We start from the raw sequence: 24,659 nt of genomic DNA, 5'->3' as shown, positions 1-24,659 counted from the left end.
ACCAATTGCGGTTGTTTGGTGTTAATTTTGCTGCATCAACAACCGCATTTTTAAGCTTAATAAGAGGATGACAAAGGAAGAAATTGCCGGACTAAATGCGCAATTTGCGGATAGCAATCCGGTTGAAGTAATCAGATACTTCGTAAAGAAATATAATGATAAAATAGCATTGGCTTCAAGCCTGGGTGCCGAAGATCAGGTATTAACCCAAATGATAACTTCGGTTACAGACCAGGCCCATATTTTCACCTTGGACACAGGTAGATTATTTTCTGAAACTTATGAGCTCATTGATCGTACTTCTAAGAAATACAAAACAAACCTAAAGGTATATTCACCGAAAGCAGAAGCCGTTCAGAAAATGGTTGAAACAAAGGGGATTAACCTGTTTTACGACAGTATCGAAAACAGAAAGGAATGCTGTTACAACCGTAAACTGGAACCATTAAAACGAGCTTTTGAAGGATTAGAGGCATGGGTTTGCGGGCTGCGGGCCGATCAATCGGTAACACGTACCCATGTTCAGGTAGTGGAATGGGACGAGAACAACAATATTTTAAAGATCAACCCTTTGGCTAAATGGAGCGAGAAAGATGTTTGGGATTACATCAAAGAAAATGGTATCCCTTATAACCCGCTTCACGACAAAGGTTATCCAAGTATTGGCTGCCAGCCTTGTACAAGAGCTATTATGCCGGGCGAAGACATTAGAGCCGGCCGATGGTACTGGGAAAATCCGGATACAAAGGAATGTGGATTACACAAAAAGTAAGAAAAATTGTTATATCGGGGTATTCTTTCATACAGAAAAGACGATATAGCAGATTAATATTTAAAACATGAAACCGGCATGGCCGGAGCAAATAATTAGGTTATATACCCTTCCAAATCAAGTTCGGAACAGGTCGTACCGTCAGAGCGGGAGGAGCATGACTGAAAATTGCACTGGTTATTAGAGTTTTGTTAAATTTTAAACAGATGAGTATTTTTAATAAACAAAGCCGACTTAGGTGGATAAGCGGAACACTGATTGTTTTGGTTGTTTCGGTGGGATTGGTAGGCTTTAACAACGACGATAACCGTAACTTCTCCATCGTTAAGAACCTCGATATCTTTTATACTCTTTTTCGTGAGTTGAACAGTTATTATGTGGACGAAACCAACCCGGAAAAACTGATTAAAAAAGGCATTGATGAAATGCTTGAATCGCTTGATCCGTACACAACTTATATCCCCGAGGATGATATGGAGGATTTTAAGTTTATGACAACAGGCGAATATGGAGGTATGGGTTCCCTGATTTCCAGACAAGGCGATTACATTGTTATTGCAGAACCATACGAGGGTTTTCCCGCTCAATTAGCGGGTCTAAAAGCGGGCGATAAATTAGTGGAGGTCAACGATGTGAATGTGGTTGGAAAATCCAGTTCCGAGGTAAGCGATATGCTGAAAGGTCCGGCCAACACACCGCTTAAACTGAAGATTGATCGTCCCGGCCAAAACAAACCAGTGACCATAGAATTGATCCGCAAAAAGATTTCCATCAATCCAGTTCCATATTACGGAATGGTTTCCGACAAAACAGGATTAATTATCCTGAATAACTTTACACAAAGCTGTTCAAAACAGGTAGCTAAAGCACTTATGGATTTAAAAGAGAACCACGGTGCCGAAAGCTTTGTGCTTGATTTAAGAGGAAACCCGGGCGGTTTGTTGGACGATGCTGTTAAGATTGTAAACTTATTTGTGAAAAAAGGAAGCGAAGTGGTTTCTACACGCGGTAAAGTAAGTCAGTGGGATAAAGTATATCGTGCTACTTCGGAACCTATTGACACAATTAGCCCGATGGTTGTCCTAATAAGCCGAGGTTCCGCTTCGGCATCAGAGATTGTTGCAGGTAGCATTCAGGATATGGATAGAGGGGTTTTAATTGGACAGCGCTCATTTGGTAAAGGACTGGTTCAAACCACACGCCCGTTGTCGTACAATGCCAAGCTTAAAGTTACCACAGCCAAATATTACATACCCAGCGGTCGGTGCATTCAGGCAGTTGATTACAGCCATCGAAACGAGGACGGTAGTGTTGGGTTAATTCCCGATTCATTGATTACGGAATTTAAGACCTTTGGTGGCCGTTCTGTTTATGATGGGGGCGGTGTTTCGCCTGACATTAAGGTTGAACCCCAAAAATATGGCAACATTGCCTATGCACTTGTAGCACAGAACATGTTTTTTAACTACGCTACCGAATTTGTTTTAAAACATGATGAGATTGCTAAACCTGAAAACTTTAAAATATCGAATGAAATATTTGAAGAATTCAAGCAATTCGTAGCTGCGAAAAAAGACTTTAAATATAAATCGGCAACACAAGAAGCTTTAAAGGAGCTAAAGGAAACGGCCCAAAAGGAAGATTACTACGAAAAGTCAAAAACCGAATTCGAACAACTCGAGAAACTGTTGACATTAGATGTTCAAAAAGACTTAAATATCTTTAAATCTGAGGTTAGTGAGTTATTGGGTAACGAGATTGTAAAAAGATATTATTACCAAAAAGGGGCCATAAAATTCTCCTTGCAAAACGATGAAGAGTTGGAAAAAGCGCTTGAATTGTTGGGTGATGAAACTAAATATAGCGGTATTTTAAACGGTACTGTATTAAGCCACGCCGGCGACAAAAGAAGTATGAAGTAAATAAATAATTGAAATAAAATATTCAAAGGGCTTCACACGCAGTGGAGCCTTTTTTTTAACCCAAAATTGTCATCAAACCTCACCAAAAGGCCAATTCGATGATCAAAACCTAAACATTACCGAAACACAGCAATGTAAGATTTTTTAAATCGGGATTCCCTCGATACAGCTGATGCCTGCGATTATTAAGGAATTTTTCGAATGCCTAATGACAGATCTCGGTATAACCCCGAATATGCATCAGAAATCCTGCTGTGTAAATCAACTACTTCAAAACAAGGCGTTTCACTAACTTGCTTCAACTCACCGCAGCGGTACTATGCCTCGTTTCAGTAACCCCGATTTTTATGGTATTTTAAATACTCATTACTTACCTCTAATACATCATCCGGGTTTAACCTCTATTTCCCTGCCAAATCCTTGATAACCTTGCTGGCTGCAAAACAACCAAAAATCGCGGGCATATACGAGATGGTCCCAACCGTTGTCTTTTTATTCCTTTCACCTTCCGTTTTAATGATGTATTCCTTGGGCACCATTTCGGGAGAATAAACAACGGGCACACCCTTCCTGATGCCATCTTTGTAAATACGCTTGCGCACCATACGTGCCAAATTACAATACTTAGAATTTGAAATATCGGTGATCTCTACTTGTGAAGGATCGAATTTACCTCCTGCTCCCATGGATGAAACAATAGGAATTTGTTGTTGAACCGAAGCACGAATCAATGCTACCTTCGGTGAAAGGGTATCAATGGCATCCACCACATAATCAAAGTCGTTCTCTAATAGCTCCTCAAAAGAATGTTCATCTATGAATCGCGCAATAGCAGTAAGTTTTAAACTGGGGTTAATATCTAATAGTCTGGCTTCCAACACTTGGGCTTTTGACATGCCCAGAGTACTGCAAAGTGCCGGCAACTGTCGGTTCCTATTACTCTCGTTAATTGTATCACCGTCAATAATGGTCATTTTTCCAATCCCTGCCCTGGCAATCATTTCAGCGGCAAAAGCACCAACGCCACCAAGCCCGACTACCAACACATTTTTTTCCGATAACTCTTTAATTTTATCCTGACCTATAAGCAGTTCTGTTCTCTCTAACCAGTTCATCTTAACCAAATACACTATTAAAATTTGCTTCTATTCTTTTCTCAAGCAAACCCATATCCATGCTTAAATTTTTTGCAGCCTGCCTGTAAACATCAGCTATTGAAATTTCGCTATCATCGGTTTCGAGCAATAAAAAATCCAAATCCAGGCAGCTTAAAAGCTTCTGAAACTTATCGGGGTGTTTGATTAAATTTTCCCCAAAAGAAATAAAAATATTTTGTTTGACGAATTGTTGAGCTGTTTCTAACGACCCATTATAACCATGAATAATCCAGGGCTGCTTTGCAAGGCTGCTATTTCTTATCTCAGACACGATATGATGTGTTTTAACGGAGTGAACGATAACAGGCAGCCTATATTGTTCCGAAAGCCTTATTTGATCTTTAAAAACGATTTTCTGGAATTCTAAGTTTTTTATGTTTTTATCTAATCCACATTCGCCTATGGCTACAATTTTCTTTTCCTGGCAAAGCTCTTCAATCTGTTTTAACCAAATATAAACTTTATCCTCCTGAATAAACCATGGGTGGATACCGCATGAATATTGCTGATTTTCAGCGACTGGTTTGACATCATAAGCAAACTGGTTGATAATAGCAATATCAGCATCTTCAGAATTGTTATGGGTATGGATATCTATCAGCATGAAATATTTCTCGCTAAGAACGCAAAGTTTAAACGCAAATTACGCAAAGTTTTCATTAATACGATTAATATTGGCTTGCTTTGCTATAAACTTAACGACCTTAGCTAGAAATTATTTAAATCAATTTCATGGTCTTACTCCATGAATACCCTTTTGTGTTAATCTAATAGGATATTTTTTACGATACACTTTTTGATCTTCATTAGATAAGGAATCGTAATCTTTACCGTCTTTTTTAGCTTCTGCACGACGCATATTCTTTACAGTATTAAATACCATATCAACCACCTCTACATAATCCTCATAGGTAATATGATCTTCGAACTTGTATAAAATAATGCATTTATTGTGATCGTAGTAATACTTACTTAAATCCTGTGACACTTTCTTCACATCAAGCTTTTCAGTGTGATTTATAGTAAATAGTTCAACCACCAGGTTTTCATCAATATGTTCTGCCTCTTTAGGCGGTAAAAGCATAAATAAAGCTTTTGGAGTATCTCCTTTAGATAAATAACCAATTTTTAGAATATCATGATTTCGTAGAGCTTGTTTTACTTTTTCTACATCTCCTACTTTAACCGACTTGTCAACGTTTAACAAAACGGTCATTTTATTGCCTTTTTCTTTATTTTCCGATAAATCGATGGAAGCAACAAGTTCATCTACTTTATTTAAATCGTGTTTTGTGTCGTTGTAATAAAAGCCTTCCTTGCTTAGAGTTAAAGTGCATAGGATAAAATTTTCATCATACTCTTTAACTTCATTAGTGCTTGGAAGATCTACCGTAATCGATTTTAAAACGGCTGAACCACCATTCTTAAGATCATTTGAATCTTTTAAAGATTCCGTACAGTTTGCAAAAAACATAAATGCAAGCGATATAATTGGAATAACCAAAACAGCTTTTAGTTTAGCTATTCTTCCCGATTTTATTTTGTTCATCATGGCAATTCTTTTTTTAATGGATAATAAATTAAAATTGTTTACCAGCTCAACTGAGCGAATGCTGATTAACTGACTCAGTAAGAGAGACTGATAATCGAATAATTCGTGTCCTTGCTTAATCACCTGTCTGTCGGCAATATACTCGTGACATGTTTTAATCGATTTCTGTATGCGCCATGTAAGCGGATTAAACCATTGAAACATTGTAATAATATGCGCCAGTATCAAATCCACCGAATGTTTATACTGCACATGAACTTTTTCATGCGCCACTACCTGCTTTAATTCTTCTGGTTTAAGATTATCTTTATTAACAAAAATCCATTTTAAAAAGGAGAAGGACGGTGCTTCTTCTTTTATTGACACCACAGAAAACCCATCGTTATTACTAACCTGGTTTTGTCGAATATACCTGAATAAGTGATAAAGAAGAAATACAAGTCGTAAACCAAAGAATAGCAGACCTGCGATATATAAATAAAATATTAGTTTAATGATGTTTACTGAAGAACCAACTCTGTTAAAATATAGTTTTTGAGAAACCAATTGTTCCTCTGAATTATCAATTACAGGAGCGTCGTATTCCACATCGAAATAATAAACAAACTCCTCATAATAGTTTCTAAAGGCTTCAACTTTTGTAAGCGCCTCTCCGATGTACTCTGTTTCATTGGCATTTACCTGTATAGGGATTAACGGCATAAGCAAAGCCAATACCATAGAAGCCAACAGGTAAAAACGATTAAAGGTAAAATAGGTTTCTTTACGAAAGAAAACAACATACCCCAAGTAAAACAATGTCAGGCATAAGCCCGATTCAAACAAGTACAAAAGGAAACTAGCCATTTTTTTTCTTTTTAAGTTCTTCGAGCATTTTTATTGCTTCATCTACTTCATCGATTTTTACGTTTTTACTTTCAGAGAAAAAATTGACAACTTGTGACAGAGAATTATTGAAATATCCGTTAACCAAATTGCCTAACTGACCTTTTCTATATTCATCTTTCGAGATAAGCGGATAATATTCGTATGTACCTCCATACTTATTAAATCCCACTATTTCCTTTTTTACCAAAACCCTTACAATGGTTGAAACGCTATTATAAGGAGGCTTTGGATCAGGAAACTTTTCAAGAATATCTTTAATAAATCCTTTTTTAAGCTCCCAAAGTAGCTTCATTATTTTTTCTTCTGCTTTTGTTAAATTTACCATCTAAACACCAAGTTAGTTAATCAGCAATTCAAACTTACAACTTATATTTAAGTTATGCAACTTATTTTTACGTTTTATAACTTATTATTAAGTTATTGCTAGTATTAACAGTAGGTACCTATAGGAAATTTCCACACTATGAGGAATCAATGTGTGGACTTTATTCCACACTTTTTGAGAATAACCAAATTCTTTATCATACAGAAAACATCCTATACAATTTTTTAATACTGAATATCAACACCTTAGAAAACACAGGCCACGATACACACTTTTATGGCACACTTTTGACATATACAGTCATCGAATATCAATTAAAAAAGAAACAGATCAATGGATCAATCATTCATAAATAAACTAACAGCACTTATAATTACCTCTTTGGTTGTAGTGATCGGGCTGGTTCTGCTTAAAACAGCAGATCTTCCAGAAGTAACCTATCCATATTCTGAAGGTCAAGGTGTTACGGTTTATGACAATTTGAATTAGTAAGTTTCTCATATTACAATAGGTATCGGTATCAAGCAACACAACACACACAACACCACACAACACAACACACACAACAAATTAAACGATACCACCCAACTCTAGACTATTGTTACCATATATAGTTAAATGTAGTTCTAGGCTAGCGGATCAAAACGTTGATCCGCTTTTTTTTGTCCTATTTTTTCTGTTAAATGATATAATTATTTTGTTTTTTAACAATCAGCCTCCAAACCCAAATAGTTAAGTACCATGAATAACTCAACCACTTTCAGACAATAAATCACAAAAATCTTTTAAACTACCAGAAGATTTGCTCACTGCTCCCAGCATTTGATTAAAAAGTAATTTATTTCCTGTTATTCGTTATAATCAAAAAGATGTTTTATAAATTTAACAACTTTTGTAATTTTCGGTAATGGCAAAGATTTTAATTGTTGATGACGACACTTCCTTTGGATTGATGATCGAAGGCTTTCTGAAAAGAAAAAGCTTCGAAACCGTTTTTGTGAGTAGTTTCAGCTCCGCACTGGATGCTATAAAGACTTCATCATTCGACTTGGTTTTAACCGACTATAGGTTAGACAGCGGTACAGGATTGGATTTAATTCCCGAAGTCAGGAAGAAAGATCTTAAAACTCCCGTGGTACTCATTACCGCCTATTCCGATATTAGAGTAGCTGTAAACGCTATAAAACTGGGGGCATTCGAGTATATTGCCAAACCTGTTAATCCCGATGAGCTATTACACGTCATTAAAAGAGGTATCGCTAAAACTACTTCCGAAGCCAATAAGCCCGTACTGGCTCCTGTTTCAAATTACATTAAGGGCGTTAGCCGATTTGCGGAACAAATAGACCAACAAATTGAATTAATAGCTGGCACCGAACTTTCCGTATTGGTGTTGGGCGAAAGTGGTGTTGGTAAGGAGTTTGTGGCCCAGCGTATTCACGAACTTAGCCACAGAAGCATAAAGCCCTTTGTGGCAGTGGATTGCGGCGCCTTACATACCGACATTGCCTCCAGCGAACTCTTCGGACATAAAAAAGGTTCGTTTACGGGTGCTTTGGACGATAAGGAAGGACATTTTGAGAACGTTAAGGATGGCACTATTTTCCTCGACGAAATCGGAAACCTGAGTTACGATGTGCAGGTAAAATTACTACGAGCCATCCAAGAACGTAAAGGTCGCCGATTGGGCAGCAACGAGGAATATCCCATCAATTGCAGGATAATAGCAGCCACCAACGAAGATTTGCGGACGACTTCGTTTAGTGGGAAATTTAGAGAGGATTTATACCATAGACTTAACGAATTCTCCATTAACCTATTGCCCTTAAGAGATAGAAAAGAAGATATACCCGTGTATAGCGATCGGTTTTTGCAGATGGCCTCCAATGAATTCAACAAGGAAAATATTTATTTTGGTTCTGAGGTGGTAAAAATTTTCCTGAGCTATGAGTGGCCCGGAAATTTAAGGGAACTGCGTAATGTGATCCGACGAGCGGTTCTGCTGGCAAAAAGTAACGAAATAACTTTGGCGGAATTACCTCCGGAAATTCAGTCACCTCTCGAACAACCCGATATACCGCTTCAATTAAAAGCTGCCAAGGAAAAATCAGAGAAAGAAATTATTGTAGAAACCTTGGAACAGACCCGGTATAATAAAGCCAAGGCAGCCCGTATTCTAGGGATTGACAGAAAAACCTTGTACAATAAAATACACAAATACGGTATTGATGCCTGAAATGGTGTTTTCGTAAGGTACAACAAGAATTTGCGGTTCTAGGCTACCAGTGATTGTATTTGGTTTTTAACTTCGTCCCAAAAAGTTTCCAATTCCTTCACTTTGGTTACTATTTCTTCTTTGGTAAGTTTTTGTTCCCGGGCTTTTTCAAGCAACGTAAGTTTCGCAATCCCTTTTTTAATTTTAAACTGACGGAACCCGGTCAGAAGTTTATGTGCCCTTTCCGATACAACATGGTAAAACTCCGGATCCTCCGAAAGCGCTTTTTTAATATCCCAAATTCCTCTATCTGAGTTCTCAACAAATGTTTTTATCACCGAGTTTAAAAATTCTTGATCATTGCCAGTAAACGACTTCACCCCATCTAAACTAAACAACTGGTCATTTTCTTCATCTTTTGGCGCCATAACTTTAGTATCTGCAACTTTACTCCTTTTCAAATTAAAAATCTCCGCCAATTTCTCCATAATCTGCTTTTGCGTAAACGGTTTGGCCATTACCCAAATATTGTCTTTTTTATTGGCTTCTTTCAGCTCTGAATTAACCATATCCGCTGTCAGGAACAAAACCGGTGTGGTCAGTTTCTTTTCGTTTCGAATAATGTTTAACAATTGTAATCCATCCACCTTGGGCATATGCAGGTCCACCAGAAAAAGGTCGTATTTCACATGCTCGATGGCCTGCATAGCTGGTTCGGACGAAGAAATTACATCCAAACGTTCAACCCTGTCGTGCAGAATACCGTCAATCAATTGGCAAATCATCTCATCATCGTCCACCGCCATTATCTTTTTGTCTTTAAACAGGTAAGTTACTCCCTCCATTGGATCGGCCTGCACAACTTCACATTTAATGTAAGGAATATCAAATGTAAAGGTACTTCCTTCGTTCGGTTTACTATCAAGGTGTATGCTCCCTCCCATGGCTTCAATAATTTGCCGGCTAATGGAAAGTCCCAAACCTGTTCCCGAGTATTTTCGCGACAAACTGATATTTACCTGGTTAAACATTTTAAATACCGATTTCTGTTTATCCTTCGGTATACCTATACCCGTATCTTCTACCGTAAAAACAAGTTTGTCTTTACGAATATTTACATCATAATATACCGAACCCTTAGATGTAAATTTTAATGCATTGCCAATTAGATTAATCAACACTTGCTTGAGTCGGAGATTATCTGACTCAAAACCTGTCAGGTCGGGGTCAATATTATACGAAAAGGTCAAGCCTGATTTTTGCGCTTCGAATTCAAAAAGCTGGAAAAGTTCATCCATCAGGGCTTTAGCATCAATCCTATCTTTATAAAAAGCAATATTTCCCGATTCCAGCATCGACGAATCTAAAACGTTATTTATAAGGCCGTTTAAGTGTTCGGCCGATAACAGTATCCGCTCCGAAACAAGTAGATTTTCTTTTTTACTAAGCATTCCGGATAATTGTTCCGAAAAACCGATGATGGATGTTAACGGGGTTCTGATCTCGTGACTCATGTGTGCTACAAACTGCTCCTTGACCCTTAGAAGCCGGTCAACTCGTTCTTTGGCTCTGATAATATCATTTTTAAGTTTCTGGCTTCGGGTGATATCCCTGCTAATCCAGAAAATAAAAAACAACATCATTATTACAGCGGTGCCCACCAGCAGCAAAATACGATCGATCATCTCGCTCCGTAAAACTTCAAGCTCCGATCGCTTGTTTTCGTTTCGCTTTATGGTAGTATCATGCAAATTAGTTACGATGTTTTTAATCTGGTCGGTCAAACGCCTGTCGAGTTGAATAAGTTCATCTTCATGTTTCTGAACAATAATATTCAATCTCTCTTCCCTTTTTTCGGCACGTTCTATTCTCGATTTTAATTCCCCGATATTTTCGTTGGGCCTGGTTTCCTGTATGACGGTGGAATCCACCTTTCTACTAACAACGGCCTCCAACTCCACGAGTGGTTCCTGTTTCTTTTTACTTCCTCCAAACAATTCGCCCATTCGTTTAAAAAAACCTTTTTTCTCATCTTCGGGTTGTTGCTGGATTACCAGCACGGTATCTTCTACAATCACATCTTGCTGCGCAGAATCAACCTGCAAACTGGTATAGGTAAACTGAGTTACTTCATAATTTAAAGAATCTGGAATAGAGGCTATTATTTTCTCTGCAGATTCGGCATACAACTTTTTAAGATTCATTTTAGTCAGTTGATCCATCAACTCTTTCTTTTGAAAATACAATCGTTCAATCTCCTTAATCCCACCTTGCGAAACCGTATCCGGGAAAAGCAGGTTTAGGTAATTAAGAACGGCTAGCACCGAATCGTGGTGTTGCAAATATTGTTCGTGGTATTCCTTTTTCCCTGTGATACCATAAACCCGGCTGAGTCCTTCTGTTTCGATGATCTCAAATATAAGCTGGTTCAAATATGTAAACTCATATTCGTGACTGTATTCCTCGTTCTGCACTTTTATAATGGAGATTACAGAAAAGTAGGTGATGGAAAAAATAACAATTGCAATAGCCACTATGATGATAAAACCTATAGCGACCTTTGTCTGAATCCATTTTTCCGGTAATATTTTATTGGACATGGTTTTACGTTGATTTTAGCGATACAATTTACCTATTTTTTGTGTGTATACCAGATTTGTTATTATAAAAATAGTATCTGTCCATCAGAGTGACGAAATTTTTGACATTCTAAACTTTCGTCAGGATTATTTCAAATCCAGATTGAAGGCTTTAATAATATTTAAGCTTACAATGGGGGGATGCGGCATAAAAAATATTATTGATATCGAAATTAAACCAATAGGTGATAAAAAACTAATAGTTCGAATGATAGAGTATAAATTAAGGGGAATTCTCTTTTATATTTGATTCTTTGCCTGTAAATTTATACATAAAAACTGAATGGGATGAGAAGGGTTAGAATGATAGTTTGCGGAAGGGTTCAAGGAGTAGGATATCGATATTTTGTTTTGGCCCAAGCGCAGGAACATGGCATTAAAGGCTATGTAAGAAACCTGCCTGGTGGCGAGGTTGAAGTGGATGCGGAAGGTGAACGTAATAATTTGGCCAATTTTATTTTGGGCTGTAAAAAAGGCTCCAGGATGTCAGATGTTCAGGGTTGCTTCATACACGACATTCCTTATTTTGGCTTTCAACATTTTAATATAAAAAGATAATAGGCTAGTGGATAAAACAAGAAGTAAAGCACGGTTTTTCTTTGTTATACGTAGATCAAGAACCCTTATTTTTTGATAAAATTCAAACTAACCCACAAAAACAATACATTTCAATGGCAAAAGTAAAAAACACTACATGGTATCTGCTGCCGCCGTACTCCGCCTGTTTATGACTAATTTTTTCTTTCAACGAAAATAAAAAAGCCGGAAAACGGTGGGAAGTTTTCCGGCTCTCAGTAGTTGTGTAAGTGGAATAAAAAAATTATTCTTGGGCCTTAAATATACGACCATAAATTATTAAAGCAATAGCCGAAACCATGGCTATTGCACCAAAATAGTACCAGATATAATGCGCATTGGCACTCACCGCATGCCATTCAGCTGTTCTTCCACCAAACTTTATTGGGTCGGGACAATATTTATCCAGTAATACCCCTGACATCAAAAAGCCAACAATACTGGATAAAAACGAATGCAAGTGACTAAAGCCTAAATAAAGGCCTTCTTCACCTTTAGGAGCCTGAAACGAGAAATACTCCAGGAAACGAGGCGAAATAAACGACTCAGCCAAGCCTTGAAAAGCAATACCGACAATCATCATAAAGGCCACCGGATGCATTCCAATGATCGCTGATCCTCCATCAAAAAGATTTCCCGCCGCCATACAAAAAGCCGAAACAGGCATAATAAACATACCGACAGTCATCGAAAACAAGGCTGTTCGTCGCCTCATTAAAGAGGTAATTATTGCTACAGTGGAAAATACAACCAGTGGGTTAACGTTTGCATACCAGCTTGGCGAAGCACTCTCGCCTGCCATACGCAATACGTACTTTGGCATAGTAGCATATAACTGATGTTGCACTAACCAAAACCCGGTTACAATGAAAATCAAAACGATTAATCGAACATTGAATAGTACCTTTACAAAAGCTCTCCATATTTCACCGAAAGTCTTTCCATCCCGCTTTTGGACGGATGGCTTAAAAAAGAAAAACACTGCGATTAAAGCTAACAAAGTCATCCCGGCCGAGAAGTAACTAATGTTAATAAGACCCACATTACCCATGGCATCGCGCAAAGGCTTAACGATGGTTTTCCCCGAGAACGCCCCAATGTTCACAATGGTATAAAAAATCGAAAAACCTGTAGCCCTGTTCTCCTCGCTTGTTTCAAGAGAGACCGTGCCAGTGATAACCGATTTAATAAAACTTCCCCAAGAATAATTAAAGCCATCACCGGTAGGATAGCGTACCTGAAATTACTTTTGTCAAGCCCTTTAAACACGGTTTCTGTGCCGTATTCTGCCAAACCTGCATTTTGAATAAACGTAGGTAATAAACCAAGGCCTAAGTAACCTAGCGTAAGCAAACTGAAAGCGACAATAAGGGATTTTTTAAATCCTATTTTATCGGCGTATGCTCCTGCAAATGTGGGTAAAAGATAAAGCAAGGCCGAGAATGTTCCTGCAATAGCCGCAGCCTCAATATCATCAAATGCTAAAATCCTTGATAAATAAAGGGTAATTACGATAAAAACCCCGTAGTACGCGGCGCGCTCCAACAACTCGGCAAAATTTGCTGTCCAAAACGCAGGTGTAAATTTCCTTTTAGTGTTGCCCATGTAGTTATGTTTTTCTTTTGAAAGCGCATAGATATACATTGCAGCCAACACATAAAAAGACAAAAATCATAAAACAATCATCTTCAATTTCATTTATCCCTTATTTTTTACGAAAAACTACTGCTTCCAGCATCGATTATGTGTCACAACCAATTTTGATGATCCATAATTGGCACTACGAATCCTGCTTGGCACAACCTCCCAAAGTCATTCCGTCCAGTTGTTCCAAATTCTTACCGGACGGCTCTCGCCCATGACCAGCCTTATGCTTGCACTAGAAGCTTCGGCGCAGGCGCATAGCAATTAAAGGCTTAACGCGCATCAACATTTATATCCTGGAAAATATATGAATTAGGTGGGCTCATCTCTTAAAAAAAAGCCGTAAATTGAATTATCGATCTAATCAGATAAAAAATATTACTATGCCACAATTTTATTTAAAATATCGTTCACACCACAAACAGGATTTCGGTATTCCGGAAATGTTGAAACAACTCGGCCTTAAAACCGACAATATGGGTTTATGCACAGGCTCCAAGTGGGTTAAAACAGATGGGCAGCTTCTAACATCACATTCGCCCATCGATGGTCATCCTATTGCAAAAGTTCATCAGGCCACCTCTTCGGACTACATCAACCTTGTTGACAATGCATCACATGCCTTTAATAGCTGGCGAACAATACCAGCTCCCAAACGTGGTGAAATTGTCAGGCAGATGGGGAATGCGTTACGCCACCAAAAGGAAAATTTAGGCAAGCTAATATCCTTGGAAATGGGCAAGATATACCAGGAAGGACTCGGTGAAGTCCAGGAAATGATCGACATCTGCGATTTTGCCGTAGGGTTGTCGCGACAGTTGTATGGTTTCACCATGCAAAGCGAACGCCCCGGCCACCGCTTGCTCGACCAATATCATCCACTGGGCATTGTCGGTATCATTTCAGCCTTTAATTTTCCCATGGCAGTTTGGGCCTGGAACGCCATGATCGCATTGGTATGCGGCGATGTTTGCATCTGGAAACCAAGTTCAAAAGTACCCCTTTGTGCCATAGCTGTTCACAAGGTTCTGGAAAAAGTGCTGAAGGAAAACCATGTTCCCGAGAGCGTATTAAACCTAATTATTGCACCATCATCCGAAATTGGCGACTTGATGGCCGAGGACAAAAGAGTTTCGCTGATATCGGTTACAGGGTCGACCCGGGTAGGTAAAAAAGTAAGCGAAAAGGTAGGCGCCCGCCTGGGCAGAACTATTGCGGAATTGGGTGGAAACAATGCCATTATCGTAACACAAACAGCCGATTTGCAATTGGCCATCCCGGCTATTGTATTTGGTTCCGTAGGCACTACCGGGCAACGTTGCACCTCCACTCGCCGCCTAATTATCCACCAAAGTATTTACACTGTGGTAATTGACATGCTGAAAAAAGCATACCGACAAGTTGAAAACAAAGTAGGGAACCCCCTGGATGAGAAAATGTTGGTAGGACCCCTTATTGATATTGGAGCGGTTGAGATTTACAAAAACACGATCAAAGCAGCCCAAGAGCAACGATGCACAGTTTTATTTGGGAACAAGTTGATAACATCCGGCATACCCGATAAAGGCCATTATGTATTGCCCACCATTATACAGGCGGAAAACCATCTGCCCATTGTTCAGCACGAATCTTTTGTGCCTGTTTTGTATGTGATGAAATACGAAAGGTTCAATGAAGCCATTGCCATGCATAATGATGTCCCGCAGGGATTGTCTTCTTCCATTTTTAGCAGAGACGTACAGGAATGCGAAGCGTTTATCTCGGGTGTAGGAAGTGATTGTGGCATAGCCAATGTAAACATTGGAACATCAGGTGCCGAGATTGGCGGTGCCTTTGGCGGCGAAAAGGAAACCGGCGGTGGACGCGAGTCCGGTTCGGATGCATGGAAAGCCTACATGCGCCGACAAACAAACACCATCAACTGGAGCAAAAATTTACCTCTGGCACAAGGCATTAAGTTTGAGTTGTAAGAATCCAGTATCATTTACGAAATGCAACTGCATACATTTCCTAATATCACACCGGTTATCCAACTTTGATAGCCCTGAGATTATACATGGGTGCTGGAAAACCTAATTAATGTCTCATAAATAGATATTACCATGTAAATCTATTTTAATGTAACCCGGATTTTGCATTAGAGCTACATAATAGAACATTGTTTTCATGTGGAATTCCTGGAAATGCAAAGCAGTTATTCATCAACACCTAGTTTGTTCTTTTTAAAGGTATTGTTGAACTCCATAGTGACTTCGTAAAGGGAAAGAAAGCAAACTGAACGATCATTCTCATTATAAACTCCTTAGTTTATGGTTTACGAACACCTATGGGTTACAACCCAAGGTATTTCAAGTAAAAAAATATTGGCACATAAAGTCCGGCAGGTAATTGAACTAGATTAGAAATTCACTTATGGCTTCGTTACAAACAAGTGCTGAAGATGGTGTTCTGAAGATGGCGTAAATTTGTAAAATGATAAAACCCTGAACCCTTTTCTGTCAAAAACCCTTTCTTTGTAAAAAACGATACAAAACATGGAAAACAAAAATTACGTGTTTATAGCAAAAAGTTTGGATGGTTATATTGCCGATATAAATGGCGGAATTGATTGGTTGGAAAATACAGTTCCCAATCCGGAGGGTAAAGATTTAGGATATGTTGATTTTATTCATAAAATTGATGCTATAATCATGGGAAGAACAACTTTTGAAAAGGTGTTGAGTTTTAATATTCCATGGCCATACCATTTACCTGTTTTTGTTGCATCCCATACTTTAAAAAAAATTCCCGTGGGATATACGGAACATGTAGAATTGGTGAAAGGTGCACCAAACGAAATTGTTACGCAATTAAACAAACAAGGATACCATAAACTTTATATCGATGGGGGCAACACAGTTCAGGGTTTTCTAAAAGAGGATTTAATTGACGAAATGATTCTGACAACCCTTCCCATATTAATTGGAGGCGGCACACCGTTATTTTCGGAATTGCCAAACCCCATGTTGTTTAATCACGTTAAATCAGAAGTGTTTTTAAATGCGATAACCCAGGATACCTATACAAGAAAAAGATGAATCACTTGATTATAAATAACCTTTACGAATTCTGGTCCTACATAGGAATCCAGTCAAATTTGTTCATGGTCCGGGATGAATTGAAGGCTGTGGCTGTTTCAGGTTCCGATTGGCCCAAAAGAATATTTGACGTGTCCCCTAAAGCTGATTTTTCAGATATTCTTAAAAAAATACACCAGGGAAAATTGCCAAACCTCGTAACCATGCCCCAACCAAATAATCTAAACGAAAACCCTCAAACAGAACTAATATCCGGACAAAAGAATATGGCATTAAACTTAAAGTCATATAATCGGCATACTACTCCAGACCCAAACATTGTTCAGGTGAAGACCAAACAGGACGCTGATAAATTTGCCCAGACCGCATCGTTAGCTTTTGGTTATAATGTAGATGGTGAAATTGTGCATGCCATCTGCAATGACAACTTAAAAATACAACTTTACAATTACGTGTCGGACAGCCATTACCTTGGGTGCGGTGGTATCTTTTTTGATTCAGGAAAACTTGCAGGATTGCACATGATTGGTACCATACCGAATAGTAGAAAAATGGGAATCGCTAAAAGTATGACACAATACTTAATACAAATCGCTAAAAATAATGATTGCGATTTTTGTGTGCTTCATGCCTCAAAGGCAGGAGAACCTGTTTATTTAAAGCTAGGTTTTAAAGGATATGGCGATTTAGAAACCTACAAGGTTAGTATAACCGATAATTTGTTCAGAAAAATTTAAAAGCGACACAAAAGGCATACTTTTTAGATATTGTAACTTACCTTTGCAAACAAAAATGCAAATTACAAAAGCTGAGTTCCTTACTTCAAGTTCCAAAGCCAGTCAATGCCCCGAAGCAGACAAACCCGAGTACGCGTTCATAGGCAGATCAAACGTGGGTAAATCTTCATTAATTAACATGTTATGCAATAAAAATTCCTTGGCCAAAACTTCGTCCACTCCTGGCAAGACACAGTTGATTAACCACTTTACCATAAACGACAAATGGTATTTGGTGGATTTACCAGGCTATGGATATGCCAAGGTATCAAAGACACAGCGCAAGGAATTTAAACTTTTAATTGATAATTACCTTCGTCACCGTTCCAACTTAATGTGTCTTTTTGTATTGGTGGATAGCCGGCATAATCCTCAAAAAATAGATTTGGAGTTTATGCATCAGATGGGTATTTGGGGGATCCCATTTGTAATAGTCTTTACAAAAATGGATAAGTTAAAACCTTCGGAAAAAGAAAAAAACATCGAAAGTTTTAAAAACGCCTTGTTGGAGGAATGGGAAGAATTACCGCAAATATTCATCACTTCGGCTGAAAAAGCTGAGGGTAAAGATGAGATTCTAAATTTTATCGACCAGGTAAATGAACAATGGTAAGGTGAATAGAGCTGCAACCACAAATCTAACCCTGGCTTCAAGATAAGGAAACATATTAAATTATGGTCGGGCAACGATAAATTCAGTCATGATTTTTTATCTTTGCAGCGTCTTTTTAATAATAAACAGAAAAACAACTATTTACGATGCCACCAAAAGCGCCCATTAAAATTTTTTCGGGATCATCGTCCCGTTACGTAACCGAAAAGATTAGTCACTATTCCGGAAGGGATCTTGGGAACATTAAAAAATTAAATTTTAGCGACGGAGAATTTGCTGTGGCTTTTCAGGAAACAATTCGAGGGTCGCATGTTTTCCTCATTCAATCCACTTTCCCGCCTGCAGATAACTTGCTGGAATTGCTAATGATGATCGATGCCGCCAAAAGAGCGTCTGCCTACAAGGTGGTTGCTGTTATACCTTATTTTGGGTTGGCCCGTCAGGACAGGAAAGACCAGCCTCGTGTTTCTGTCGGCGCCAAATTGGCTGCGGATATGCTTACCGCTGCAGGTATCGACCGTTTGATTACGATGGATCTACATGCCGATCAGATTCAAGGATTCTTTAACCTTCCTGTAGATCACTTGTACGCATCCTCCATCTTCTTGCCGCATATAAAAGGTATGAATCTGGAAAATCTTGTTATTGCATCTCCAGACGTGGGCGGTAGCAAGAGAGCCAACACCTATGCAAAGTTCTTAGGGGCCCCAATGGTAATATGCCATAAGTCGAGAGCCAAAGCGAACGTTATTAGCGAAATGAGAATCATCGGTGATGTAAAAGGCAAAAATGTGATTATCGTAGACGATATGATTGATACGGCCGGCACCCTGACGAAAGCAGCTGACATGATGAAGGAAGATGGCGCTTTAAGTGTAAGAGCTTTTGCTACCCACCCGGTACTATCCGGAAACGCCTATGACAACATTGACAATTCGGCATTGGAAGAACTGTTTGTAACGGACTCTATACCGTTACGTCAGGAATCGGAAAAAATTAAAGTATTGTCCATAGCGGAACTTTTGGCAGATACCATAGAAAAAGTGTACTATTATAAATCAATCAGTAATCAGTTTTTGATTTAACAGGTAAAAACATCCTGGATACAAGCTCCCTTTAATTGTGGAAGTCAGTATCTGTGAACGCACAAACCCACATTGTTCATTAAATTTTAATAGATTATGAATAAAATGTGGGTTTATTTTTTTACCTTTGCAGCCGCCTTTGGCAAAAAAGTGTGATGGGGAGTAAACCTGTTCATTACCAGTGATTTATTTTGAGTAGCACAAAAAATTAGAAAGATGCAAAAAATTGAATTAAAAAGTTCAAAAAGAGAAGTAATTGGTAAAAAAGCAACCAAAGAGCTTCGTAAAGAAGGAAAAGTACCCGGAGTACTTTATGGAGGAAAAGAAGTAGCACACTTCGTAATCGAAGAAAAACAACTAAAAGGTTTGGTTTACACACCAAATGTTTACATCATCAGTTTAGACATTGATGGAGAAAAAGTTGAAGCTATTCTTCAAGACATCCAATACCATCCGGTAAGCGACAAAATTCAACACGTTGATTTCTTACAAATCTTCGAAGACAAGCCTGTTATTATTGAAATCCCTGTAAAACTCAACGGTTTTGCAGAAGGTGTTAGGGCTGGGGGACAATTGTCTCTTGTTCAACGTAAACTACGTGTAAAGGCTTTACCGGCCAACTTACCCGATACTTTAAACATCAATATCGACCACCTTAAGCTGGGTGATTCTGTAAAGGTGGGTGCTTTGGCGTTCGAAAACCTTGAGTTATTAAATGCTAAAAACTCGGTTGTTGCCGCCGTTAAACTTACCCGTGCCGCTCGTGCTGCACAGACTCCAGGTGGAGAAGAAGCAGAAGCAGCAGAAGAGTAAAACGTATTTTAAGCATATAATCAGCCTCCATATTATGGTAATATGGAGGCTTTTTGTATTATTGCCACAGCAAAACATACCGTATGTGGTTCTATTTAAAAAAATTATTGTTTAGTAATAAGCCCTCGAAAATTGATCCCATGAAGTATTTAATAGTTGGGTTGGGTAATATCGGTTCGGAATACGAAGACACCCGTCACAATATAGGTTTTAATGTGTTAAACGAACTTGCAAAGCAAGAAAACCTAACATTTGAGAACTTACGCTACGGTGCGGTAACAGAATACAAATTCAAAGGAAAAACTCTTATCCTCCTCAAACCCAGCACCTATGTGAATTTGAGTGGCAAAGCCATTAGGTACTGGATGCAGCAGGAAAAGATTAAACCGGAAAACCTGCTTGTTATTGTCGATGATCTTGCATTGCCGTTTGGATCGATACGGATGCGGCAAAAGGGAAGTGATGCCGGCCACAACGGTTTAAAAAACATCCAGGATATTTTTGGACATAGCAATTATAATAGAATCCGATTTGGAATTGGCGATAATTTTAGCCGGGGAAAGCAGATTGACTATGTGCTGGGAAAATGGAGCAGTGAGGAGCTGGCCGGCCTGCATGAAGGAATTGATATAGCCATAAAAATGATTAAAGGATTTGCCACCATTGGTGCCGCCAGAACCATGAATCAATTCAATAAAAAGTAATACCATGGACGAAAGTGTTAGGGTAGATAAATATTTATGGGCCGTGAGGGTTTTTAAAACCAGGAGTGTAGCTGCCGAAGCCATAAAAAAAGGACGCGTTCTCATTGGTGGTCTTCCCGTAAAAAACTCAAGGTTGGTCAAAGTGGGCATAGTTATCGACGTAAAGTTCCCTCCTATCACCCGCTCATTTAAAGTGCTGACTATTACCGGCAAAAGAATGGGTGCTAAACTAGTGCCTGATTTTATGGAAGAGGTAACAGCAAAAGATCAAATAGAACTGCTGGAACTAACCCGCCTGGCTAATTCTATGGGCCGAAGAAAAGGCCTTGGCCGCCCTACCAAAAAAGACCGGCGCGACCTGGATAAGATGGAAGAAGAAGACGACTGGGATTTTTAATAGACGAAAGCTTTCCTTTCAAAAGAAAGTAAGTAGTAGTAAAATACTAATAAGCATCGACTGTTGAACTATATACCAACCACCGATTACTGATAACCGATTACTGATAACTGATTCCTGAAAAAATGATTATAGCTAAAGAAAAACGTCACAGCAACATTGTAGAGTACATATTGTACATGTGGCAAGTTGAGGATTTGATTCGTGCATATCAATTCAATATCGAAGCCATTAAACAAGGGATTATTCCCCAATATAATTTGAGTGGCGACACCTTGCAAGAATGTATTGACTGGTACGACAACCTGGTTGAAATGATGACGCTGGAACAAATCAAAGAAAAGGGTCACCTACAGGTAATTACCAATTTGGTGAAAGATTTGGACCGGTTGCATCGCGAACTACTAAATGATCCGAAAGAAATAGCCTACCGTCATATTTACAATGCGACCCTCCCCTTCATTAACGAATTTGACGAAAAAACGGGCAAAACACTCAACAACGAGATTGAGCTCTGCCTAACAGGCATCTACAGTAAATTCTTGCTTAAATTGCAGGGGAAAGAAATTTCGAAAGGTACGGAAGAAGCCATTAAAGCTTTTAGTAGCTTCCTCGCTTTTTTGGGAGGTAAATATCACGAGGAACAAGACAAGGAAAAAACGCAAAGCCCGGAGTAGTTCGGTCAACAGTCATCAGTTTGGCAGTCAAATATTTCATCAGACTGCTGACTGAGGACCACGAATCAAATACTACTCACTGAGATTTAACTTTTGTTTTATCAGTACAATATCCGCCCTCCTATCCACATGGATAAGACCTGTCTTTTTCTTAATGTCATCGGTGCTTAGCTGTTCGGCATCTCCTTTAGCCACCACTTTAATATGCTCATCGGCCACACCATAATGCTCCATCAGGTAGCGTTTCACGGTTTCTGCTCTTTTCTGACTTATAAACATCGGATTGTTTTCCGCTGAATCGGCGTATCCAATTACCTCTAGTGTCCAGTCGGCATGCTTACGGAGCAAAACCGCTATTTGAGCCATCGTGATCTGATTTTCGTAATCCTTAAACGTAGACCCCCCTGGCATAAAATAAATGGGGAATATATTATCGGCCGAATAAATTTTTGTGTTTTTCTCTTCGGTAATTACAGAATCTACTTGCAACCTCAATATTCCGGCTTGTTGTTGCACCATCCGCTCAAACTTATTTACTTCGTCCTCCAGAGGATCTTTCCTTTTCTTTCCGAAAATATTAAATCCGTAAGTTCTGTATGTCCATTTGCTGTGTCGTTTGTCTTTTTTACCGATTTTATAGCTTACATTAAAAGTAGTATGCCAATAGTTGTCGTTGGTTGCACCTGATAAAACACCGTCTAAATTATCTTCGAGTCCAAAATGAATAGTACTTTCCACACCTATATCAAAACTACGGTTTATACGATACAGCACCCCAATTCCGGCGGGTAAAACAAGTTCAGTGGCTCTGCTTATCTTTTTATCAGGGTTATTCGAATCGTAACCCAAAACAAAATAACCTTCATAAGTACTGCCTTCAATATCATTGGCATGTAACACCTGATCATCTTCGTTTTTGTAAATTCGGTTTCTAAAAGCCTGAACCCCGAAACCTACATTAAAATAGAAATTCCATTTATCATTCACCGGTCCGGGATTGGATAACATTTGGTTAATGTAGAATCTCGCACTTCCTGTATATTCCGCAAAATTCCCTTTAAAATAATGATGGATTCCTTGCCCTTTAATATCCCCTTGCATATACCTAAAATCGAATGCCAGTGCGGGAACCAACTGATAACTCAATGCAACAGTGGGGCTAAAATGCCATTTGTCATCGGGAAACAAAGCGTATTCGGTAAAATCTGTGAATAGAATATTTGGCCCATATCCAATCATAATATCCCAACGATTAAAAGCTTTTTCGCTGGAATACCGCATGTGTTCCTGAATCAATCGTCCATCCGTAGTAAATTGGGCCTTGGCCAAAGTTATCCAAACCAAACCCAAAACACTTAAGATGATGCCTTTCGGTATATTTATCATTGGGTTTAATTTATTCCTCGTTAACAATCATCAATAGATCTACCCTTCTATTGGCCATGTGCAGACCTTTTATATTCATATTTTGGGTATCTGATAGCAATTCCGACTCCCCTTTGGGATCCAACCTAAATCGCGACGAATCGATACCGAAATCTGTGACCATGGCCTTTAAAACGGCATTACACCTGCGCTCACTTAGTTTTAAATTGTATTCGTAACTTCCTCTGTCATCGCAATACCCCGCTATTACCATGCTTATTGACTTGTCGCGTTTTAACGCTCTTGCTACTCTTGCCAATTGCCTGTGTTCGCTCTTTTTAATATCCGACCTATCAAAATCGAAGAACACCGAAGCGGAAACACCTTCTTCATAAATTACTTGTTCAAATTTCTGATAAGACTTAGTTGTTATGATTGAGTCCAGACCGGCCAACCTGTCCAACTCGCTTTTCAAGGAGTCGAGCCTAATAGCTAAAGGATCCGAAGCACGCTGGGCTTCGTAGGCCAGGTTAAAATCTTTATAGGTCCATCGAGCGTGACGTTTATTCTTCTTACCAATTTTATAGGTCACAGAAAACGAAGTATGCATATAGGTATCGTTATCTGCACCGGTAAGATTCACATCAAAGTTATCAGCAGTAAGATTTCGCATGGTCATCTCCACCCCTAAATCGAAACTTTTATTAATCCTGTATTGGGCACCAACACCAATAGGCACCACCAGTTCGGTTTCCCTGCCAGTTTTATCCGTTGGGTATTGCCGGTCATATCCTACCACCAAATAATCATCATCGTCCCACCCCGGCGGGTTTGGATACCCTCCCAGATTCTTATGTACGTCGTTCACCAGCATAAAGCTGTCGTCATCCAACCTGCGCAACCTACTTCTAAAAGCGTTAATACCAAGGCCTACCTTACCGTACAAATCCCACTTATCGCCCAATGGGCCAAAAGCCACTAACTGATTTATACTAAAACGAAGGTTCAAGGAATAATCGCGAAAGCTTCCCTTAAAATATCGGTTGTTTTTTTCTCCATACATACTACCTCCAAGAAACTGGGCTTCTAAACCCCAGGCTCTTCCCCATTGTTTGGATACAATAACCGTAGGGGCAAACCTATAGTCGCTTTTTGGAAAAACAGTATAATCTATCACATCGGTATAAAAGAATACAGGTCCGTAACCTAACGTAACCGACCAGGTATTATATTTATTTTGTTTTCGATAGATCTGTTCTTCGGTAAGATTGCTAAAATCGATTTGAGCCAGTGCCATACTTGTACTTATAATATATAGTATAGCAAAAGCAAGGGTATATTTAGAGAATTTCATACATCATATTATCTGATTGGCAAAATACTGATAAAGCTATAATTAATCACATAAAATCATGCTCCCGTTTTATTAAAGGTTATATTTTTTCCATAAGAAAGGAATAAA

General features: G+C 38.8%; 23 protein-coding genes. 14 read left to right on the top strand and 9 right to left on the bottom strand.

Features of this window, described 5'->3' with window-relative positions; genetic code table 11:
- Positions 1 to 34: 34 nt before the first annotated feature.
- Together ACRD64_RS06795 and ACRD64_RS06790 are read left to right on the top strand one after the other, a co-directional pair.
- Complete coding sequence (locus ACRD64_RS06795) at positions 35 to 772, top strand: phosphoadenylyl-sulfate reductase (protein WP_430932561.1); 738 nt, start codon at positions 35 to 37, stop codon at positions 770 to 772.
- Positions 773 to 978: 206 nt separating this feature from the next.
- The gene (locus ACRD64_RS06790) at positions 979 to 2,694 is read left to right on the top strand and encodes a S41 family peptidase (protein ID WP_430932504.1); all 1,716 of its coding nucleotides are present in this window, start codon (positions 979 to 981) and stop codon (positions 2,692 to 2,694) included.
- Positions 2,695 to 3,095: 401 nt separating this feature from the next.
- On the opposite strand, the gene ACRD64_RS06785 is transcribed toward ACRD64_RS06790, so the two are convergent.
- The 4 genes from ACRD64_RS06785 to ACRD64_RS06770 all read right to left on the bottom strand — a co-directional run bounded on the left by ACRD64_RS06785 (position 3,096) and on the right by ACRD64_RS06770 (position 6,616).
- On the bottom strand, positions 3,096 to 3,809 hold the full coding sequence (locus ACRD64_RS06785) for a tRNA threonylcarbamoyladenosine dehydratase (RefSeq protein ID WP_430932503.1): 714 nt from the start codon (positions 3,807 to 3,809) through the stop codon (positions 3,096 to 3,098).
- 1 nt (position 3,810) lies between these two features.
- A complete protein-coding gene (locus ACRD64_RS06780; RefSeq protein WP_430932502.1) occupies positions 3,811 to 4,455 on the bottom strand; it encodes a TatD family hydrolase in 645 nt (214 codons plus the stop codon).
- Between the two features lie 126 nt (positions 4,456 to 4,581).
- Positions 4,582 to 6,249: a M56 family metallopeptidase gene (locus tag ACRD64_RS06775; protein WP_430932501.1), complete on the bottom strand. Its 1,668-nt coding sequence runs from the start codon at positions 6,247 to 6,249 to the stop codon at positions 4,582 to 4,584.
- A complete protein-coding gene (locus ACRD64_RS06770) occupies positions 6,242 to 6,616 on the bottom strand; it encodes a BlaI/MecI/CopY family transcriptional regulator (RefSeq protein WP_430932499.1) in 375 nt (124 codons plus the stop codon). The genes ACRD64_RS06775 and ACRD64_RS06770 overlap by 8 nt, the downstream gene beginning before the upstream one ends.
- Positions 6,617 to 6,949: 333 nt before the next feature.
- On the opposite strand from ACRD64_RS06770, the gene ACRD64_RS06765 reads away from it, so the two are divergent.
- Positions 6,950 to 7,105: a hypothetical protein gene (locus tag ACRD64_RS06765; RefSeq protein ID WP_430932497.1), complete on the top strand. Its 156-nt coding sequence runs from the start codon at positions 6,950 to 6,952 to the stop codon at positions 7,103 to 7,105.
- Between the two features lie 418 nt (positions 7,106 to 7,523).
- A complete protein-coding gene (locus ACRD64_RS06760; protein ID WP_430932496.1) occupies positions 7,524 to 8,852 on the top strand; it encodes a sigma-54-dependent transcriptional regulator in 1,329 nt (442 codons plus the stop codon).
- A gap of 38 nt (positions 8,853 to 8,890) precedes the next feature.
- Here the strand turns inward: ACRD64_RS06760 and ACRD64_RS06755 are convergent, their stop codons facing one another.
- A complete protein-coding gene (locus ACRD64_RS06755; RefSeq protein ID WP_430932495.1) occupies positions 8,891 to 11,431 on the bottom strand; it encodes an ATP-binding protein in 2,541 nt (846 codons plus the stop codon).
- 327 nt (positions 11,432 to 11,758) lie between these two features.
- Between ACRD64_RS06755 and ACRD64_RS06750 the strand changes: the two genes are divergently transcribed.
- A complete protein-coding gene (locus ACRD64_RS06750; protein WP_430932494.1) occupies positions 11,759 to 12,028 on the top strand; it encodes an acylphosphatase in 270 nt (89 codons plus the stop codon).
- 262 nt (positions 12,029 to 12,290) lie between these two features.
- Here the strand turns inward: ACRD64_RS06750 and ACRD64_RS06745 are convergent, their stop codons facing one another.
- Together ACRD64_RS06745 and ACRD64_RS06740 are read right to left on the bottom strand one after the other, a co-directional pair.
- On the bottom strand, positions 12,291 to 13,151 hold the full coding sequence (locus ACRD64_RS06745; RefSeq protein WP_430932493.1) for a hypothetical protein: 861 nt from the start codon (positions 13,149 to 13,151) through the stop codon (positions 12,291 to 12,293).
- A complete protein-coding gene (locus tag ACRD64_RS06740; RefSeq protein ID WP_430932492.1) occupies positions 13,148 to 13,651 on the bottom strand; it encodes a hypothetical protein in 504 nt (167 codons plus the stop codon). The genes ACRD64_RS06745 and ACRD64_RS06740 overlap by 4 nt, the downstream gene beginning before the upstream one ends.
- A 422-nt stretch (positions 13,652 to 14,073) precedes the next feature.
- Between ACRD64_RS06740 and amaB the strand changes: the two genes are divergently transcribed.
- From amaB to ACRD64_RS06695, 9 genes are all read left to right on the top strand, one after another.
- Positions 14,074 to 15,660, top strand: coding sequence for an L-piperidine-6-carboxylate dehydrogenase (gene amaB, locus ACRD64_RS06735; RefSeq protein ID WP_430932491.1), 1,587 nt, complete (start codon positions 14,074 to 14,076; stop codon positions 15,658 to 15,660).
- A gap of 564 nt (positions 15,661 to 16,224) precedes the next feature.
- Positions 16,225 to 16,767 carry a dihydrofolate reductase family protein gene (locus ACRD64_RS06730; RefSeq protein WP_430932490.1) on the top strand — a complete coding sequence of 181 codons (543 nt, stop codon included), beginning with the start codon at positions 16,225 to 16,227 and terminating at the stop codon, positions 16,765 to 16,767.
- Positions 16,764 to 17,504 (top strand): GNAT family N-acetyltransferase, encoded by a 741-nt coding sequence (locus tag ACRD64_RS06725; RefSeq protein WP_430932489.1) that lies wholly within the window; start codon positions 16,764 to 16,766, stop codon positions 17,502 to 17,504. Before ACRD64_RS06730 ends, ACRD64_RS06725 begins: the two co-directional genes overlap by 4 nt.
- A gap of 55 nt (positions 17,505 to 17,559) precedes the next feature.
- Positions 17,560 to 18,156 carry a ribosome biogenesis GTP-binding protein YihA/YsxC gene (yihA, locus tag ACRD64_RS06720; protein ID WP_430932488.1) on the top strand — a complete coding sequence of 199 codons (597 nt, stop codon included), beginning with the start codon at positions 17,560 to 17,562 and terminating at the stop codon, positions 18,154 to 18,156.
- A 146-nt stretch (positions 18,157 to 18,302) separates the two neighbouring features.
- The gene (locus tag ACRD64_RS06715; protein ID WP_430932487.1) at positions 18,303 to 19,241 is read left to right on the top strand and encodes a ribose-phosphate pyrophosphokinase; all 939 of its coding nucleotides are present in this window, start codon (positions 18,303 to 18,305) and stop codon (positions 19,239 to 19,241) included.
- Positions 19,242 to 19,457: 216 nt separating this feature from the next.
- The gene (locus ACRD64_RS06710) at positions 19,458 to 20,054 is read left to right on the top strand and encodes a 50S ribosomal protein L25/general stress protein Ctc (RefSeq protein WP_430932486.1); all 597 of its coding nucleotides are present in this window, start codon (positions 19,458 to 19,460) and stop codon (positions 20,052 to 20,054) included.
- Between the two features lie 140 nt (positions 20,055 to 20,194).
- Positions 20,195 to 20,758, top strand: a complete 564-nt coding sequence (pth, locus tag ACRD64_RS06705) for an aminoacyl-tRNA hydrolase (protein WP_430932485.1) — start codon at positions 20,195 to 20,197, stop codon at positions 20,756 to 20,758.
- Between the two features lie 4 nt (positions 20,759 to 20,762).
- The gene (locus tag ACRD64_RS06700) at positions 20,763 to 21,155 is read left to right on the top strand and encodes an RNA-binding S4 domain-containing protein (RefSeq protein ID WP_430932484.1); all 393 of its coding nucleotides are present in this window, start codon (positions 20,763 to 20,765) and stop codon (positions 21,153 to 21,155) included.
- A 125-nt stretch (positions 21,156 to 21,280) separates the two neighbouring features.
- Positions 21,281 to 21,832, top strand: coding sequence for a DUF4924 family protein (locus tag ACRD64_RS06695; RefSeq protein ID WP_430932483.1), 552 nt, complete (start codon positions 21,281 to 21,283; stop codon positions 21,830 to 21,832).
- A 72-nt stretch (positions 21,833 to 21,904) separates the two neighbouring features.
- Here the strand turns inward: ACRD64_RS06695 and ACRD64_RS06690 are convergent, their stop codons facing one another.
- Entirely contained in the window at positions 21,905 to 23,218 is a 1,314-nt protein-coding gene (locus ACRD64_RS06690) for an OmpA family protein (RefSeq protein ID WP_430932482.1), read from the bottom strand.
- A gap of 10 nt (positions 23,219 to 23,228) precedes the next feature.
- Complete coding sequence (locus ACRD64_RS06685; protein WP_430932481.1) at positions 23,229 to 24,551, bottom strand: OmpA family protein; 1,323 nt, start codon at positions 24,549 to 24,551, stop codon at positions 23,229 to 23,231.
- Positions 24,552 to 24,659 lie beyond the last annotated feature (108 nt).

Origin of the sequence: Saccharicrinis sp. 156 (genome assembly GCF_050589685.1) — a bacterium.
Lineage (GTDB): Bacteria > Bacteroidota > Bacteroidia > Bacteroidales > Marinilabiliaceae > Saccharicrinis.
Note: the sequence above shows the minus strand (reverse complement) of the source record. Positions and strands in the feature narration are given on the sequence as shown.

Coding starts and splice junctions, on each gene's coding strand:
- ACRD64_RS06785 (WP_430932503.1), bottom strand. CDS start 3,809: ATGAACTGGTTAGAGAGAACAGAACTGCTTATAGGTCAGGATAAAATT.
- amaB (WP_430932491.1), top strand. CDS start 14,074: ATGCCACAATTTTATTTAAAATATCGTTCACACCACAAACAGGATTTC.
- ACRD64_RS06780 (WP_430932502.1), bottom strand. CDS start 4,455: ATGCTGATAGATATCCATACCCATAACAATTCTGAAGATGCTGATATT.
- ACRD64_RS06750 (WP_430932494.1), top strand. CDS start 11,759: ATGAGAAGGGTTAGAATGATAGTTTGCGGAAGGGTTCAAGGAGTAGGA.
- pth (WP_430932485.1), top strand. CDS start 20,195: ATGAAGTATTTAATAGTTGGGTTGGGTAATATCGGTTCGGAATACGAA.
- ACRD64_RS06695 (WP_430932483.1), top strand. CDS start 21,281: ATGATTATAGCTAAAGAAAAACGTCACAGCAACATTGTAGAGTACATA.
- ACRD64_RS06715 (WP_430932487.1), top strand. CDS start 18,303: ATGCCACCAAAAGCGCCCATTAAAATTTTTTCGGGATCATCGTCCCGT.
- ACRD64_RS06770 (WP_430932499.1), bottom strand. CDS start 6,616: ATGGTAAATTTAACAAAAGCAGAAGAAAAAATAATGAAGCTACTTTGG.
- ACRD64_RS06775 (WP_430932501.1), bottom strand. CDS start 6,249: ATGGCTAGTTTCCTTTTGTACTTGTTTGAATCGGGCTTATGCCTGACA.
- ACRD64_RS06740 (WP_430932492.1), bottom strand. CDS start 13,651: ATGGGCAACACTAAAAGGAAATTTACACCTGCGTTTTGGACAGCAAAT.
- yihA (WP_430932488.1), top strand. CDS start 17,560: ATGCAAATTACAAAAGCTGAGTTCCTTACTTCAAGTTCCAAAGCCAGT.
- ACRD64_RS06790 (WP_430932504.1), top strand. CDS start 979: ATGAGTATTTTTAATAAACAAAGCCGACTTAGGTGGATAAGCGGAACA.
- ACRD64_RS06730 (WP_430932490.1), top strand. CDS start 16,225: ATGGAAAACAAAAATTACGTGTTTATAGCAAAAAGTTTGGATGGTTAT.
- ACRD64_RS06690 (WP_430932482.1), bottom strand. CDS start 23,218: ATGATAAATATACCGAAAGGCATCATCTTAAGTGTTTTGGGTTTGGTT.
- ACRD64_RS06760 (WP_430932496.1), top strand. CDS start 7,524: ATGGCAAAGATTTTAATTGTTGATGACGACACTTCCTTTGGATTGATG.
- ACRD64_RS06755 (WP_430932495.1), bottom strand. CDS start 11,431: ATGTCCAATAAAATATTACCGGAAAAATGGATTCAGACAAAGGTCGCT.
- ACRD64_RS06710 (WP_430932486.1), top strand. CDS start 19,458: ATGCAAAAAATTGAATTAAAAAGTTCAAAAAGAGAAGTAATTGGTAAA.
- ACRD64_RS06685 (WP_430932481.1), bottom strand. CDS start 24,551: ATGAAATTCTCTAAATATACCCTTGCTTTTGCTATACTATATATTATA.
- ACRD64_RS06765 (WP_430932497.1), top strand. CDS start 6,950: ATGGATCAATCATTCATAAATAAACTAACAGCACTTATAATTACCTCT.
- ACRD64_RS06700 (WP_430932484.1), top strand. CDS start 20,763: ATGGACGAAAGTGTTAGGGTAGATAAATATTTATGGGCCGTGAGGGTT.
- ACRD64_RS06725 (WP_430932489.1), top strand. CDS start 16,764: ATGAATCACTTGATTATAAATAACCTTTACGAATTCTGGTCCTACATA.